The sequence below is a fragment of the Legionella worsleiensis genome, assembly GCF_001467535.1.
GTDB lineage: Bacteria > Pseudomonadota > Gammaproteobacteria > Legionellales > Legionellaceae > Legionella > Legionella worsleiensis.
The window spans coordinates 355,558-372,214 of the sequence record NZ_LNZC01000027.1 but is presented as its reverse complement, the minus strand read 5'-3'; the positions used below and the strand labels follow the sequence as shown (position 1 = coordinate 372,214).

The window sequence follows — 16,657 nt, the reverse complement described above, 5'->3', positions numbered from 1 at the left end:
CTATTTCGATACTATTGGCCTTTTTTTTTGTTTTCTTTTCTTTTTTCTTGCCAGGTTTCCAGAAGTACATAAAAAACAGGAACAAATACTACTGCAAGGCAGGTTGATGCTAGCATCCCGCTGGATACAGCAATTCCTATTGATTTTCGGGCGTTAGCACCAGCACCACTTGCAAATACCAAGGGCATAACCCCCATAATAAATGCAAAGGAAGTCATCAAAATAGGGCGAAAACGAGTTTTTGCGCCGAGTACCGCTGATTCAAATATTGATTTTTTATGTATTTGCCGATGTTCATTGGCTACTTCAACGATCAATATGGCATTCTTGGTGGCTAAAGCGATTAATAGCAATAAACCAATTTGAGTATACATGTTGTTATCCATTCCCAAGGTCATTAATGCCAGTGCGGTACCAATCAAAGTTAAAGGTACGCTAAAAATGATAGAACTTGGGATTAGCCAGTTTTCATATTGACCCGCTAAAATCAGATAAACAAGAACAAGAGACATGGCAAAAATATAATAACTCATGTTGCCCGCCGCTTTTTCCTGATACGCTGTACTTGTCCATTCATAGGAGAGCCCCGGGGGTAATTGCTCTTTAGCCATTTGTTCCATGGTCTGTATTCCTTGACCTGAACTAAATCCTTTTGCCGAAATGCCGTTAATGTTACTTGAGGGATAAAGGTTATAAAGTGAAATAATCGCAGGCCCAACGGCAGGACTGACGTCAGTTAATGTACCCAGGGGAACCATAGAGCCCGCCTGATTTTTTACGTAATAATTTCTTAAATTATCAGCAGTGCTACGAGAGCTTGCATCTGCCTGAACGTACACCTGAAACACTTGGCCAAATTTAGTGAATAAATTGACATAGGACGAGCCAAGATACGTTTGCAGGGTATCAAAAGCATCCCCAATACGAACCCCAAGTGCCTCAGCCTTGGTGCGATTAATGGGGGCAGATACTTGCGGCACATTTGCTCTAAATGACGTGATCAGATTTTGTATTGCCGGTTGCAGTTTTCCTTGGTTGATGAATTGATCGGTAACTTGTTGCAATTTATTATAATCAAAAGTCCCATCTTGCAGTTCTATCTGCATTTGAAATCCACCTGATAGCCCAAGGCCCTGAATAGAGGGCGGTACTACTACCATAACTTTGGCGTTTAGTGTCTCTTTGGCTACTTGATTGAGTTTGGTATAAAGTGCTAAAAGATTTTCTGATTTACCTCTTAAACTCCAATCCTTGAATATTAAATACATAACGCCAGCATTTGAAAGACTGGAATTATTGTCTAAAAGCGATATTCCATCGATTGCTATGACATTTTCTATCCCATCAATAGCCGAAACTTTTTTTGTCAATTCACTTAATACTTTATCGGTGCGTTGCAGACTGGCGCCATCAGGTAACTGCACATTTAAAACAAGATATCCCTGATCTTCAACGGGTATAAAGCCTGTAGGAATGCGTGTCAAACCAAAAATGGCCAGAAAAACCAAACCTGCGCCGATCAGACAAACTTTCACACTATGATGCACAAGCTTGTCAATAAATCGTACATAAGCGTCTTCTAACGGGTTGTATAGTTTATCAAAAGCCTGAAAGAATATATTTTTTGGTTTTGATGTATCAACAGGTTTTAGCCACAGCGCACATTGAGTTGGTTTAAGGGTCATTGCATTGATGGCGCTTATGAAAGCAGTTGCAGCAATGACCAGAGCAAATTGAGCATACATGGCGCCAGTAAGGCCAGGCATAAAGCCTGCGGGAATGAAAACGGCCATGAGTACCATAGTGATACCCAGAATGGGGCCAAAAAGTTCTTTCATTGCTTTTATTGATGATTCTTTAGGTGAGAGCCCACGTTCTATATGCTGTGTTACGCCTTCAACAATAACAATAGCATCATCAACAACAATACCTATTGCCAGAACAAGACCAAACAGGGTAAGTAAATTAATGGAATATCCCATTAACATTAAGGCAAAGAATGTTCCAATAATGGTTACAGGTACAGTTGTTGCAGGAACAAGTGTGGCTCGGAAATTTTGCAAAAATACTACTATAACAATCAATACCAGAATGCCGGCTTCAATCAATGTCTTATATACCTCAGTGATCGATGCTTTAACAAACATGGTGGTATCAAACGGTATGTCGTATTGCAAGCCTGGAGGAAATTTCAGAGCCATTTTGGCAACGGTTTTTCTTACTTCATTGGCAACATCAAGGGCATTAGCTCCGGGTAATTGATAAATACCAATAGCCGCTGTTGGTTTTCCATTAAATTTGGCAAGCTGGTTGTAACTGGAAGAACCCAGTTCAACACGACCTACATCTTTAATGCGAACGATTTGTGCCGCACTGCTGGCATTGGAAGTTTCATTTGCAGAAGTATCTACAGTTTTAATGATGATGTTGGCAAATTGATTGGCATCAGCCAGCTGTCCCGGTACATTAACAGTAAACTGATAAGACTGATCGCCAACGGTTGGCGGTGCACCAAGTTGTCCTGCTGAAACCTCTTTATTCTGGAAGCTGATTGCGTTAATCACATCACTGGGATTTAAAGAAAATGCTTGCATTTTGCCGGGGTCCAGCCAGATACGCATGGCATAGCTTCCAGAACCAAATACCACGACATTACCCACACCGGGTAAACGTGATAGTTCATCTTGCATATTTATTTCTGCATAGCTGTCAAGAAAGACTCCGTCATACTCATTATTTTTGGATGTTAAGGTAATAAACTGAAGTATTGCGGTTGATTTTTGTTGAACTACGACGCCTTGTTTTTGCACTGATTCAGGCAGTTGAGCCATAGCTGCCTGAACACGATTTTGCACAAGTACTTGCGCATAATTGAGGTCAGTTCCAATCGCAAAGGTAACGATCAAATTGTACGTGCCGCTGTTAGTGCTCGTCGATTGCATGTACAGCATGTCTTCAACACCATTGACCTGTTGTTCGATAGGAAGAGCCACGGTATTAATCAGCGTCTTTGCATCAGCTCCGGGATAATTGGCCGTAACCTGTATTGTAGGTGGCACAATGGCCGGGTATTGAGCTACAGGTAATACGTATATGGCAATTAAACCGATAAAAACCAGGAAGAGGGCTATCACATTCGCCAACACGGGGCGTTCTATAAAAAATTTTGAAATCATTTAAACTGATACTCTCCCTCAATTGCTGCTCTGCTCAAATGGCAATCGCAAGCCGGTGTCCTTTTTTTATTTATTATCCATCAATTATCTTGCATTTTTGGCGCTACTTGATGGCTTGGTGTTGCATTCTGCAGCCCAGAAACGATGACATTGTCCTGTGCGTCCAATCCTTCAAGAATAGCCCTTAACCCATTATTTGAGCTACCAATCACAACTCGTTTAAGCACCACGTTATTATTTGCATCAACGGTTAAAATGTAGGGTCCAATTTGGTCGTATTGAATTGCTGTATCCGGTATGGTGAGTTTTTTAGACGGTTCTGATACGGGAATGCGTACCTTAACAAAAAGCCCTGGAACAAGATCAAGCTGCTTGTTTGCTAATAATGCTCTAAACTCCATAGTTCCGGTTGAGGAGTTTAATCCAGTGTTTACAAAGTCCAGTGTTCCTTCATAAGGAAAATCAGTTTGTGATTGCAATCCGACAAAAACGGGTATTTTGGAAACATCAGAGGAATTAAGCCCTCTTTTTTTAGCTTCAGCACGCAAGTGGAGCAAATCCAGTTCATTGAGGTATATGTAGACGTAAATGGGTTTGATTTGCTCAATTGTTGCCAATTTTGTGGCAGCACCATTTCCTACCAGGTTGCCTGGATCGACAAGATGGCGTCCCATTCTGCCATCAAACGGCGCATTCACATGGGTGTAACTGTAATTAATGGCGGCAACCTCAGCATCAGCAACCGCTTTATCAATTTCTGCTTTTGATTCATCTTTTTTAGATGCCCATTTTTCAACGCTCTTTAAAGACGTTGCGTTCTGTTTATACATTAATTGCTGGCGTTCATATTCTGCTTTAGCAAAAGCATAAGCAGCCTTTTGAGCTGCGACAGTGGCTTCAGCTGCTTTTAATTGCTCATAATAGGGTTTGGGTTCGATAATAAAAAGTTCTTGTCCTTTTTTTACATAGGAACCATCGACAAATTTTTGTGAATCAAGATAGCCTTCAATCCTGGCAACTAAATCGACTGAATTAAATGCAACAGTATTTCCAGTTTGGGTGATGTATTCGGTCACTTCCATTAGTTTCGGTTTTTGAGTGATCACTGCTGGTGGTGGCAGCGAGGGTAGTGTATTGCCTTTATACCATTGTGCCAAAGTATAAATGACAAAAAGAATTGCGAACCCTAGGGCAGTTTTTTTTAACAACATTGTTTTTTTGTCTGAATTCATAAACATTACCAGGTTGGTAGATAAAGTTGTTTTACTTGTTCTTTTTTTGTTTGGGGTTTTTGGTGATTTGCTTGATTTAATAGATTACCCCAATTTGTTCTTGTTGCCATTTGATCTTTAACCTGATTAGAAACAATATCATTCCCATTTCGAATTTGCCAGCCTCCGCCAAGTGAACGGTAAAGGGCAATAAGTGATTGTGAAACATCGCCCTTGGCACTGGTTAAAGAGGTTTGAACACGCAGTTGTTGCTGTATTGCGTTCAAGACAGTGGTGTAATCCGACTCGCCTTCTTTATAACGGATAATGGCCAATTGAGTTGAGCGTTTTGCGGAGCTATTCGCTTTGGTCAATGAATATTCTGTTTTTTGAGATTCGACATACTGAGTGATATTATCCTGAACTTCTTGTTGTACCTTGAGAACCAGATTTTGGTAATTTAACAACGACTGTTGAAATACGGCATCTTGCACTCGCACAGAGTTTGTTATTTGACCATAATTTAAGAAAGGCCATATCACAGAAGGGCCTGCATTGATTGTGCGATTAGACCAGTTAAACAAATCATTAATTGACGTGCTGCCTATATTATTAGAGGCAAAAGAAAAATTACCGTTAAGTGATAAAGACGGATAAAGATTTGCCTTGATTGCTCCTATAGCTTCTGACTGGGCTATGGCTTCCATTCGAGCTTGGTAAATATCAGGTCTTCTGGCAATCACTTCTTTAGGAATTCCTACGGCTACTTTTTTCGATGCCTTGGGAATCCCGTGACTTCTATGGAGCAGGGCATCTACATTGTCAGGGGTGGTACCCAATAACACGGCCAGATTGTCTTTTTGTTTTTGTAAATTGCTCACATATTGTGGAAGTTTCGATTGTGTTTCTGCCAATTCTGTTTGGGCTTGTTCCACATCAAGCAGGCTTGTTTGACCGCCTTTAAAACGTGAGTTAGCGATGCGCAGGGTTGCCGCCTGAACTTGAATGTTCGCTTTGGTAACCCGAATTAACTCTTCTTGAGTACGGATGTTGACAAAGGTACTGGCTATATCTGCAGTAAGCGTAACAAGTGCTTGATCGTAAGCAGCCAGTGAGGCAAGGAATGCGGCATCATTAGACAGAATGGCTCGACGGTATTTACCCCAAAAGTCAATTTCCCAACTCGCTGAAAAACCAAGGGATGCCGTTAGAAAATTAGGGGGTAAAACCGATTGCAACTCGCTGCCGCCAATTCTCCAATAGGTATAGTTGCCGTTAACCGTTTGTTGCTGAGGATAAAGCTCTCCCACCGATTGCGCTAATTGAGCCCTGGCCTGCAAAACACGAACGCCTGCAATTTGTAATGAAAGATTATTTTTGTAACCGTTTTCGATTAAGGAAGTTAATGTTTTGTCGTTAAATACGTTCCACCAGTTGGCACTGTGGACGGGCGCTTGTTTGAGAGATGATTTAACATCGAGCCAATTTTTGCTTATTTTTTGATTAGGCTCTTTAAAATTAGGTCCAACCATGCAGGAGCTAAGTAAAAAGCAAACGGCTATTGTTGGAATCCTTAACATAAGCACCCGAACTTCCCTATTTATGATGATGTCACCACTAAAATGACATTTTGGTGGTGCCGCACAATTCTATGCGGTTCCTCTGAATCAAAGAATTCTTATCTTTTTAAAAGACTATTTTTAGATAATAACGATGAATGTCTTCGTGGACAATACATTTAGCCAACGAATTTTATTTTTTATGAATATCAGAATAAAAACACATCACTTTGAAATCAATTTTTAAGGATTTTTGAATTGCGATAGTAAAAACAAATCAGACTGAACGGTGCTATAACTAAAAATGGCGCGCCCGGAAGGATTCGAACCTCCGACCCTTTGGTTCGTAGCCAAATACTCTATCCAACTGAGCTACGGGCGCGTTGACTGGCGGAGAGAGAGGGATTCGAACCCTCGATGGGATTTCTCCCATACTCCCTTAGCAGGGGAGCGCCTTCGACCACTCGGCCATCTCTCCAATCAATGGTTGCGAAGTATATCAGGTATTTTTGTGTCGTCAATAACTCTTTGTTTTTTTTACCCAGCTTAACCGTTAAAAAAAATTAAATGTATTAAATACATTCAACTGGACTTCCAGTTTGGCATGTTTTTTTAGAATAGCGCAGTAGAATGGCACTCTTTTTTTTTTGCTGTTGTTTTATGCTATTGCTTGTCAAATCAATATCAATGAGTGTTTGTTATCATGTGGTATGCACCTCTGTTTGAGCAATTAGCAACAACGATTTGCAAGTCTAATTCCGACTCTGCTGTAGCGTTTATCAATAGACTAATACACCTTGTTCACATTTATTTATTTAAGGAAAAGGAAATCGAACCTTTATTTGTTCTGGGTGTGATAAAGGATTTATTCGATTATTCCGAAGCCTTAAAGGATAAAGAGGTATCTTTAGAAGATTTTGCCTGTAAGTCGACTGGATTAGTTGTTATTCATGCCAAATACAGTTCTGAGTATGAAGTATATTGTTCCGATTTTATTGATATTTTACGAGATAAGACGATTAGTTCGGCATTAAAAATCAATGACGATCTGGTTGTATTGAAACAAGATTATTACAATGGCAAATATAACGATGTAACCATTTTACCTGCAACAAAAGTTAAGACAGTCAATGAATTTGTGCTTAGCCGAGTCAATTATTTTTTTGTCGTAGGCAGGTTCATTCTCGATAAACTGAAATTAATGGAACGCCAGTGTTTAATTGACTTACATTATCACGTTGGAGTTGATTTTACCTATTCCTTGTCTGTTTTGAGTGTATTATTGCTTCGTCAACATAATCCGCATGATGTTCTAAAGCATTTGTATACTTCTCTGGTACCATTCAAGAAAAAGGATGTGCGGTTTGAACCGTTAATTGTATTTATTGAGCGGCAGATGCAATCAATTGACAGGGTATTGTCAACAGAAATCAGCAGTTCTTTTTTTAGACCACCAGCTCTAACATCACAAACGAAAGAAGAAGACAAACAGCCATGCGTTAAACATTTAACATCCATTTAATCACTTTTTTAGCTGTGTGCCATTGTTCTAATTGGCGGCATGTTACATCATCTTCAATTCGAGCCCAGAAAAGGGGATAGATGACAAATGGAATCACCATAATTCTTATAAAAATCAATGAAAAATTTCCAAATCTACAGGATTACTGCTACTCTTTGAGTTTAATAATAAAAAGTGAATATCTGTTATTCAGGCCCGAATAAGGAGGACTAATGAAACAGCAGTCGAATTTAAGTGGTCGAGATGTGTACGTGGTAGATGGAAGTCGAACACCGTTTCTCAAAGCCAAGGGAATAGGCCCATTTACCGCCTCTGATCTGGCCGTTTCGGCCGGTATGACATTACTAAACAGGCAACCTTTTGCTCCCGCCGATTTGGATGAAGTCATTATTGGCAGCGCTATGCCAGGCCCTGATGAAGCAAATATTGCACGAGTTATTGCCTTACGATTAGGCTGTGGCGATAAAGTGCCGGCATTTACGGTGATGAGAAATTGTGCTTCAGGAATGCAGGCTATTGATAACGCTGCAATGCAAATTGCCAGCGGCCGCAGTCATCTTGTTCTTGCAGGTGGTACTGAGGCCATGAGCCATGCTCCTTTACTTTTTAACCAAAAGATGGCTGGTTGGCTTGCAAATTGGTATTCTGCCAAGAGTGTGGGACAAAAACTGGGTTTAGTCAGTCAATTTAGACCCTCTTATCTAGCACCTGTCATTGCCTTGCTCAGAGGATTAACCGATCCTATAGTAGGACTGAATATGGGACAAACCGCTGAAAAAGTGGCCTATAGATTCAACATTACTCGTGAGCAAATGGATGATTTTGCAGTGCAAAGTCATCTAAAACTTGCACAAGCCTTCAATGAAAACAAAATGACCGAAGTGTTACCAATCATAGCGCCAAAAGGCACTGTATACAGCCAGGATGATGGGATTCGTGCGGATTCGACAGTTGAAAAATTGGCTCAGCTCAAACCATTTTTTGATAAAAAATACGGTATGGTTACAGCTGGAAACAGCTCCCAAATAACTGATGGGGCGTGCTTGCTTTTACTGGCCAGTGCTGATGCTGTTAAAAAATACAACTTAAAGGTTTTGGGTAAAATTGTCGATTCGCAATGGTCTGCTCTGGATCCTTCGCAAATGGGTCTGGGTCCTGTTCATGCAGCTACTCCAATATTACAAAGACATCATTTAAAACCCCAGGATATTGATTGCTGGGAAATTAACGAAGCTTTTGCAGCGCAAGTGTTAGGATGTGTTGCTGCCTGGAATGATGAAGAGTATTGCAAAACCCAGCTTGGTTTATCAGGAGCACTGGGTGGTCCTTCAATGGATAAGCTAAACAGAGAGGGCGGTGCTATAGCTGCAGGTCATCCTATTGGTGCCAGTGGAGCTCGTATTGTTTTGCATGCCTTAAAATCCATGGAGCAAAGAAATGAGTCCAAAGGAATCGCTGCCATTTGTATTGGTGGTGGTCAGGGTGGTGCAATGTATCTTGAACGAGTGACTGAGGTGAAAGGACATGAATAAATACAAACATTGGGATCTTCAACGAGACAAAGACGATATTTTGTGGTTAGGCATCAATAGAAAAGATGCTGCGGTAAACAGCATTAATGAAGAAGTTCTGGATGAGTTTAACAGTCTATTGCAAGAAATTGCCCAGGATAAAAAGGCCATTGGTCTGATTATCCATTCACTTAAAGATAAAGGATTTATCGCCGGTGCAGACGTTAATTCATTTTCCCAGTTTGAAGGTACTGCTCAGGTCGTTGATTTTCTGCAAAAAGGTCAGGCTGTATTTACACGCTTACAAAACCTGGCAATTCCAACAGTTGCGATGATTGATGGATTTTGCATGGGCGGTGGACTTGAATTAGCGCTTGCCTGTACGTATAGAGTTGCCAGCGATGAGCAAAATACCCGCATAGGCCTTCCCGAAGTCATGTTAGGTTTTCACCCTGGGTGGGGTGGTACGGTTAGGTTACCCCAACTTGTAGGCGGCTTTAAGGCGCTGTCGCAAGTCATATTGACTGGAAGCGCTCTTTCAGCGTCTCGTGCCAAAAGTTTGGGCATGGTTGATGATGTGGTTCCTGTTCGTCAATTAAAAAGAGCTGCAGTTTATTTTATCAAAAAGAAACCAGCGAAACACAAACCCTCATTTGTCGAAGGCCTGACTAACAACAGTTGGTTAAGAAAACCAATAGCCTATTTGTTAAGACACAACGTGGCCAAGCGTGTTCGTAAAGAGCATTATCCTGCACCTTTTGCGATTATTGATTTGTGGGAAAAAGAAGGTGGAGTGGGCGACAGAGCTTATTTGAAAGAGGCAGATTCTGTAGAACAACTGGTTTCCCATGGTGATACATCAAAAAACCTTATTCGTGTATTCCATTTGCGTGAACGTTTAAAAAGCTTTGCCAAAGACGGTGAGTTTAAAGCATCTCACGTGCATGTGATTGGCGCTGGTGTGATGGGTGGTGATATTGCTGCATGGTGTGCTTTACGTGGTATACACGTTACCTTGCAAGATAAAACCTACGAACAAATTGCGCCGGCTATAGGCAGAGCGCATGCTCTTTATAAAAAGAAGCTTCGTAAACCCCGACTTGTCCAAGCCGCTATGGATAATCTGGTGCCTGATCCACAAGGGCATGGTATTACCAAAGCAGATGTTATTATCGAAGCAGTTTTTGAGAATTTGGCTGTAAAACAAGACATCATGAAGTCCGTTGAAAAACAAGCCAAAAAAGAAGCCATAATTGCCACAAATACCTCCAGTATTCCTTTGGATGAAATTAGTGCTGTGATGCGTGATCCCAAACGTTTGGTTGGAATACACTTTTTTAATCCTGTTGCAAAAATGGATCTGGTGGAAATTGTGAGTAGCTCAACTACCTCTAAAAAAGTACAACACAATTCATGTGCTTTTGTTGGCCAAATTGGTAAATTACCTTTGCCAGTTAAGTCAAGCCCTGGATTTTTGGTTAATCGTGTGCTGATGCCTTATTTAATGGAGTGTGTGCAATTATTAGATGAGGGGTATAGCGCAGAAACTATTGATGAAGCGGCTCTTGAGTTTGGTATGTTTATGGGGCCAGTAGAACTAGCCGACACCGTGGGTATGGATGTTTGCCTCGCAGTAGCTGAAAATCTTACCAGTCATTTTGGCGGTACAGTGCCTCAAAGACTGAAGGATATGGTCAAAGCAGGAAAGCTGGGACGTAAAACTGGTGAGGGATTTTATCAATACAAAAAAGGCAAGCCTGTTAAAAAACGGCCTGATGTGAAAATTGATAAAGCTATTGCTGATCGATTAATTCTGCGCATGGTAAATGAATCATCAGCTTGTCTTAGAGAAGGAGTCGTCACTGATTCTGATTTACTTGATGCAGGTATGATATTTGCCACCGGTTTTGCACCATTTCGTGGTGGCCCAATGAACTATGCTCATGACTTTGGCAAAGACAAACTGGAAAATGTGTTTAAAACATTTGAATCTAAATATGGTGAACGATTTAAAGTCGATGCCTCTTTGTAATCGAATTTTGCCTGGCAGGGTTTAACACCTTGCTGGGTCATTTTTTTAATCGCTATTTAAACATTTTCATATGAACTAATCATGCTGATAAAAAGATGGCTGTTACTGTGTGCTTCGTTAAGTACTTTATTAGCTAATCAGTTTCATGCGGCAACTTATGTCTTACCTGCATCAGGAGATGTTGTCGGTGAAGTCCAATACACCTATTCTCTAATTGATGAGACTATTGACGAAGTCGGACGTCGTTTTGATGTGGGCTATCAGGAAATGGTAAGAGCAAATCCGCATGCAGATCCAATGCATACCTTGGCACCTCATACTCGTTTGCTCATTCCTTCTCAATACATTCTTCCTGATGTACCTAAAAAAGGTATAGTGATTAATTTAGCTGAATATCGTTTGTATTATTTTCCCGCTGAAGAGAATATAGTAGTCACTTTTCCGGTAGGAATTGGAAAAGAAGGATGGAATACTCCATTAGGGCTTACCCGAATAGTCAATAAAACAGTTGATCCGGTTTGGCGTCCTACACCCAAAATAAGGGCCGCTGCTGAAGAGATGGGCGCACCGTTACCAGAAGTTTTTCCTGCTGGTTCACATAACCCGCTTGGTCGACATGTTTTAAGATTAGGATGGCCTGCAATCTTGATTCATGGAACAAACCGAACCGATGGTGTAGGGATGCGGGTAAGCGCCGGATGCATTCGTATGTTGCCTGAAGATATAGAACATTTATACGAATTGGCAGGTACTGGGACACCAGTGCGAGTTATTAATGAATCTGTAAAAGTGGGAATTAAGGATGGAGTTACCTATATTCAGGCCTATCCTTTATTAAAAGGACAAAAGAATTCAAACTCTAAAAGTAGCTTTCTGACACTGTTGAAGAGGAGCGTGCTCAATACAGGAGAGGCCCATCGCATTATGGACTCCGAGCTTAAAAACCCGTCTGGTTTGCTTAAACAAATTAATACCCACTAGTATCTGTTTTCAATTGCGGATTATTAATTTTATCTCTCCACAGCAGTCATTGAAATTGCAATTCACGATATCTTAAAACTACCCGCAATAAAATTTGACCACAATAGTTGCCCTATGTGAAAATTATGCATTCTTTGGCTAAATAAATAAAACATTCCGCCGCTTAAGCGTAGTGTCTATTAATGGGATCACCATGGACTTGCAATTGCAAATATTTTTAAATAAATTAAAACAAGGGTTTGAATTAGAAGCATTGGAAATTTTGGAGCATATTCTCGCATCTTACGGCACAGATGCTTTTTTTTAGTCTCCAATAGTTATCAGTATGCCCCACGAGACACTTTCTGATCGCATGAACGTCTCTCTGTTAGGCTGGTGTATTCTTAAGAATTATCCGATTGTAGTACAAAAATTAATCGATATTGGTGTCAACCTTGAAGACGGCATAGTCTGTGAAGCAGATCCTTACTACCATCACCAATCTCCGCTGATGCTGGCGTGTGGCATGGCTAATAAGGATATAGTGACAATACTGCTTAGAGCTGGTGCAAATGTATTGCATACCAACCCGTTTGGGATAAGTATGCTTATGGTTATTCGCGACGCTAAAATATGTCATTTGATTGTAAACCACAGTATGGATAATGGCTGTTTCAATGAATTGATCTCTAAAAAAACACAAGATGGCATAAGTGCTTTTGGTTATGCCAAAAAACGTAATCTTTTTGAGGTTTTTTTTGAGCTTATAAACGGTGAAATGAAAGAATTGCTCACCGCTTTTATGGAAACAGAAGAAGCCGCATTAAAGCAGTTAAACCAGGTCATAGGACGAATTGGTAAGCCACAGCCTTCGTTTTTCTATAAAAATAACGATGGTGTTATACAGGAAACTCTTTTATATTTCGCAGCAAAAAAAAATTACCCCTCAGTAGTTCATTTATTAATAGAATTGGAACTTGCTCCTATTGATGAAGGGATGAATTGCGAAGTCGCTGCCCCAAAACTGCATGCAACTTCACCGCTTGGAATTGCCTGTTTTCATGGTCACACTGAAATTATACATTTGTTGATTGCAAAGGGTGCAAATCTGTTACACATAAATCACATTCGCCATAGTCTTTTAATGATAGCTCGAGAGGCCAGGATTGTCCGATTGCTGTTAGAAGAGGCCGATAAACGGGGATTGTTCCCACAATTGCTCGCAATTGAACATAAACCAAATTTAGATGCAGTTTCATTGCATTGTTCTCTCGGAGCTGTTGATATAGTTCACCAATTTTTGAATATACCGCAATTTTGGCTCTTTATGTCTGTAACCAATATATTGGCACAAGCTCGTGGCGCTGCGCTCCGATTTCCAGAAAAAGCGGCAGATTTTGACGCTATTTGCCAGGTCCTGCGTCCTCACAAATACAAACACCTACCATTATCTTTGCATAACCTGCCGGCAGAACCACGATTAACAGATTGTTACTTTAGTTTGTTTGGCAGCAGATCGGGTGCTGAAAAAGCCCTTTTTGCGTCTCAAAAAAACGAAGCAATTAAAACTGTTATTGCCCAATTTCATCAGTTGTTAATCCAGCCTGCTCGTTGTATTCCTTATTTAAAATTTCTTAATGATGAACTGTGCCGGTATTACTTCGAGGCTCACGGTCAACCATTTCCTTTACTAAATAACCAAGAATATGATTTTGTACTCATAGAAGATTTGTATTATCCAGTGCCTAAAGCTGATTATCAGCCCATGAAAAAAAATAAAGCGCTGCAGGAATTGTTGATCTCTCTTTTCAGAAAATACGGCATGGCTGAGTATGCATATCAGTGGATTGGATTTGTTCCAAATGAAATTGCAGACAGTCAGGTTAAACAAGGAGATTATGTTTTTGAGGGTGGTTATGGAACGGGGTTATTTCACGGAAAATTATCTCATATGCTGCAAAGGGTTATATTGATTTATGCTATTGAACACGGTGAAATCAATATGACTTTTGAATACAACCAGTCTCGTCATACTCTGACAGTTAAGGATATTTTAGAGGGTCTGGTTTCTATCATCACGCAAAACGGTGTAAAGGCCTGGAATCTTGTTAAAGATTTGCGCACTTATCATTATATTGAATTTAGCGATCCGCATCGTTTGTTTAGCTCTCTGATGTATGAAGGACGAACTATAGGATGTAGCGCTTTGGCTGATTGCCTTACTGATAGTTTTTGTAGCGGCTTAATACGCTATTATCATGCCTGGAAGAAAAATACGTTCTTTAGTGATTTGGATATTTTAGCATTTATTAAACAACAGGATGATTTAACCCTGGAACGGTTTAGTCCGCTCCCGGAGTTAATTCAAGCAGAACTCATTGAAAAATCACATAAAAGGCAGGTTGAAATAAATGCTGTAACCTATTCAGAAGGCTATGGTCTTATTTGCAAAAACTATCAGCCTAATGAACGGTTTGTTCCGGATTCCTTTCATGGGTTATCGACGGGATAAGTATTGATTAAAAAATAATCAAAGCGCTTGTATTTGGATCGTATTTGTGGCAAAATTTATCACATTTAAACTCAAAGGAAATATTATTATGCCCAATTCCTATTACAATCAAAACTACACACCGAACTATTGTAACGATTTTCAGAGATTAGCAGACGAGGTGAAGGAGAAAAAGATCAGTGTAAACGGTAAACTGGTTTCAGTGGAAGGTCCGAATCGTGTTTTAGTGTTTTATGCTCATTTGTCTAAAATTGAGAAATTGATTGATGATGAAATCTTAAAATTAGAACGAGATGAATGTTCAATAATAGAAGCCAGAATATGCTTGCTTAAGGACATTAATATTATCAAAAACGAATACCTGCAAAAAGTAACAAGTCAGACTCGTCCTGACGAATTGAATCGCATTGCATTGAATTTCTGTTTGGATGTACAGAGCATACTGGATAAATTCACGCCTTACCAGGAGTCGGATTTGAGCTTAAAACCCTTTTTCAAAAATTTATTGTTGTGTTTGTTGGGAATTGGTCTTTATTCCATGGGGCATAAAATGGTAACAGGACGATATGCATTTTTTGATGAAAAAATGTTTAATTACAGCGATATGGACAGTAAGCTTCCCTCCCAGGCTCATAAAGTAGTTCGAGGAGCGAATCAGGCATTAGACTTACTTGATGCCAAAGACGGTGTCTGGAATCTGGTTATGAATGGTGAGACTCCATCTTTTGCACCCGCACTTTAAAGACATGGGTTCATCAAAAGGGCGAGAAGTTAATTTATCTTGTCCTTTTAACATTTGCCAAGTGTATGAACTGGTCTAATATCTAGTATATGCAATAAATAAAATCCTGATCCAGCTAAAATCAAGCCTCCAATAATATCAAGAAGATAATGCCAGCCTAAAAGCACGCAAGAAACAATTAATAAAGTATTTATAATAGCCAACACACAGCATGGGATAGCCCAATCTTTGAGTAAATAAACACAAAAAATCGCCCATACGGTATGAAATGACGGAAATGCGATTAATCCACCCTCGTTTGTTGTCGGGATAATGTGATGATGGATTTGATTGAATTTATACCCGGTAGCAATTTGCTCGGGTGAGAACAATGAGCTGGATAGAACACTTGCTGGTGCTGTAGTGGGAAAGAAATAATAAAATGTAAACCCAACAATCGCTGTTACAAGCAACAAGAAATAATATTCTCTCATAAGTTGAAATTTCCCGCTGACAATAATCACAAGAGGTATAATACTTAATTGATAATGAATGTTCTCATAAATCAGATTTAGAATGTATTTTAGCCACTGATATTGATTAGTCCACTCCATCATTGATACCAAATTAATATTAAGCCTGGATTCAAGCGCAACGATGTATTTATCTATAGGTGGGAAGGGGGTAAGCTGCACAGCGTTTGTGGCAAGCGCAATAAGACACATTATCAAATAAAAATAAATTAACTCTTTACCCCTGTCACTGATTGGTGAATTTTTACCAAAATATGTAATCAAGCCGACATAATTGATACCGAGAATAAGGGCAAGAAGGGGAGTGCCTTCCGGGAAAAAATTATTGCCAGGAAATTTAAAGAAAAAGGAGTTTACAAGCAAGGCACAAACAGATAGGCCAGCTATCAAAAATGCCAGCAAAATCACATAACGGGTTACAGTATTTTGCATGAGACAAAGTTATTCCGTTATGTTTAAGAGTTCTTTTTGTTTAATGGCATGAAAAATTTCTTCTCTATGCACGTTTATGGATCTTGGCGCCTCTACCCCAAACTTTATATTTCCGTGTTCCTGGGTTTTAAATGCGAGAATTTTCACAACTGTATCGCCAATGTTTATGATAAGGGGTTCTTCAAACTGAAGAGATATAATATCCATCAAAAAACCTCGTTATTTTATAATTAGTTAGGTAATAAATGTGGCTCTAATTGTTTGTTTTAATGATATGTGGACGGTACCCTAATTGGGGTATGTTTGTCACTAAAAATTAAACTGAAATTAAATAAATAATTGCATTTTTGGTATTATTGAGCCCAAGTGGTGTTAAAAAAAACACTAGCAGAACATTTGAGGCATTTTAAGCCTCGTTTTACTCTTTGTATGGCAGCGCAACAGGTCAACGCTTCTTGGTAATAACTAAGAATGCAGTTTTTACCTGG

At 39.8% G+C, this 16,657-nt stretch carries 11 protein-coding genes and 2 tRNA genes; 6 read left to right on the top strand and 7 right to left on the bottom strand.

The annotated features are described in order from the left end of the window. Nucleotides 1–11: 11 nt before the first annotated feature. The 5 genes from Lwor_RS11185 to Lwor_RS11165 form a co-directional block, all read right to left on the bottom strand. Nucleotides 12–3,176, bottom strand: coding sequence for an efflux RND transporter permease subunit (locus Lwor_RS11185; protein ID WP_058493954.1), 3,165 nt, complete (start codon nucleotides 3,174–3,176; stop codon nucleotides 12–14). 80 nt (nucleotides 3,177–3,256) lie between these two features. Further along, nucleotides 3,257–4,408: an efflux RND transporter periplasmic adaptor subunit gene (locus Lwor_RS11180; protein ID WP_058493996.1), complete on the bottom strand. Its 1,152-nt coding sequence runs from the start codon at nucleotides 4,406–4,408 to the stop codon at nucleotides 3,257–3,259. 5 nt (nucleotides 4,409–4,413) lie between these two features. Continuing rightward, the gene (locus tag Lwor_RS11175; protein WP_058493953.1) at nucleotides 4,414–5,967 is read right to left on the bottom strand and encodes an efflux transporter outer membrane subunit; all 1,554 of its coding nucleotides are present in this window, start codon (nucleotides 5,965–5,967) and stop codon (nucleotides 4,414–4,416) included. Nucleotides 5,968–6,251: 284 nt separating this feature from the next. Further along, nucleotides 6,252–6,328, bottom strand: a tRNA-Arg gene (locus Lwor_RS11170). A 6-nt stretch (nucleotides 6,329–6,334) separates the two neighbouring features. Continuing rightward, nucleotides 6,335–6,424: transfer RNA gene (locus Lwor_RS11165), tRNA-Ser, on the bottom strand. A gap of 225 nt (nucleotides 6,425–6,649) precedes the next feature. On the opposite strand from Lwor_RS11165, the gene Lwor_RS11160 reads away from it, so the two are divergent. The 6 genes from Lwor_RS11160 to Lwor_RS11135 all read left to right on the top strand — a co-directional run bounded on the left by Lwor_RS11160 (nucleotide 6,650) and on the right by Lwor_RS11135 (nucleotide 15,225). Beyond that, nucleotides 6,650–7,468, top strand: coding sequence for a hypothetical protein (locus tag Lwor_RS11160; RefSeq protein WP_058493952.1), 819 nt, complete (start codon nucleotides 6,650–6,652; stop codon nucleotides 7,466–7,468). A gap of 212 nt (nucleotides 7,469–7,680) precedes the next feature. Further along, a complete protein-coding gene (locus Lwor_RS11155; protein WP_058493951.1) occupies nucleotides 7,681–9,000 on the top strand; it encodes an acetyl-CoA C-acetyltransferase in 1,320 nt (439 codons plus the stop codon). Further along, complete coding sequence (locus Lwor_RS11150; RefSeq protein ID WP_058493950.1) at nucleotides 8,993–11,011, top strand: 3-hydroxyacyl-CoA dehydrogenase NAD-binding domain-containing protein; 2,019 nt, start codon at nucleotides 8,993–8,995, stop codon at nucleotides 11,009–11,011. Before Lwor_RS11155 ends, Lwor_RS11150 begins: the two co-directional genes overlap by 8 nt. Nucleotides 11,012–11,092: 81 nt before the next feature. Then, a complete protein-coding gene (locus Lwor_RS11145) occupies nucleotides 11,093–11,992 on the top strand; it encodes a L,D-transpeptidase family protein (protein ID WP_058493949.1) in 900 nt (299 codons plus the stop codon). 325 nt (nucleotides 11,993–12,317) lie between these two features. Continuing rightward, nucleotides 12,318–14,483: an ankyrin repeat domain-containing protein gene (locus Lwor_RS11140; RefSeq protein ID WP_115091098.1), complete on the top strand. Its 2,166-nt coding sequence runs from the start codon at nucleotides 12,318–12,320 to the stop codon at nucleotides 14,481–14,483. Nucleotides 14,484–14,571: 88 nt separating this feature from the next. Then, the gene (locus tag Lwor_RS11135; protein WP_147279880.1) at nucleotides 14,572–15,225 is read left to right on the top strand and encodes a hypothetical protein; all 654 of its coding nucleotides are present in this window, start codon (nucleotides 14,572–14,574) and stop codon (nucleotides 15,223–15,225) included. Nucleotides 15,226–15,272: 47 nt separating this feature from the next. Here Lwor_RS11135 and Lwor_RS11130 read toward each other — a convergent pair whose 3' ends face one another. Together Lwor_RS11130 and Lwor_RS11125 are read right to left on the bottom strand one after the other, a co-directional pair. Next, nucleotides 15,273–16,169, bottom strand: coding sequence for a phosphatase PAP2 family protein (locus tag Lwor_RS11130; RefSeq protein ID WP_058493946.1), 897 nt, complete (start codon nucleotides 16,167–16,169; stop codon nucleotides 15,273–15,275). A gap of 9 nt (nucleotides 16,170–16,178) precedes the next feature. Then, nucleotides 16,179–16,376, bottom strand: a complete 198-nt coding sequence (locus tag Lwor_RS11125) for a carbon storage regulator (protein ID WP_058493945.1) — start codon at nucleotides 16,374–16,376, stop codon at nucleotides 16,179–16,181. Between the last annotated feature and the right edge of the window lie 281 nt (nucleotides 16,377–16,657).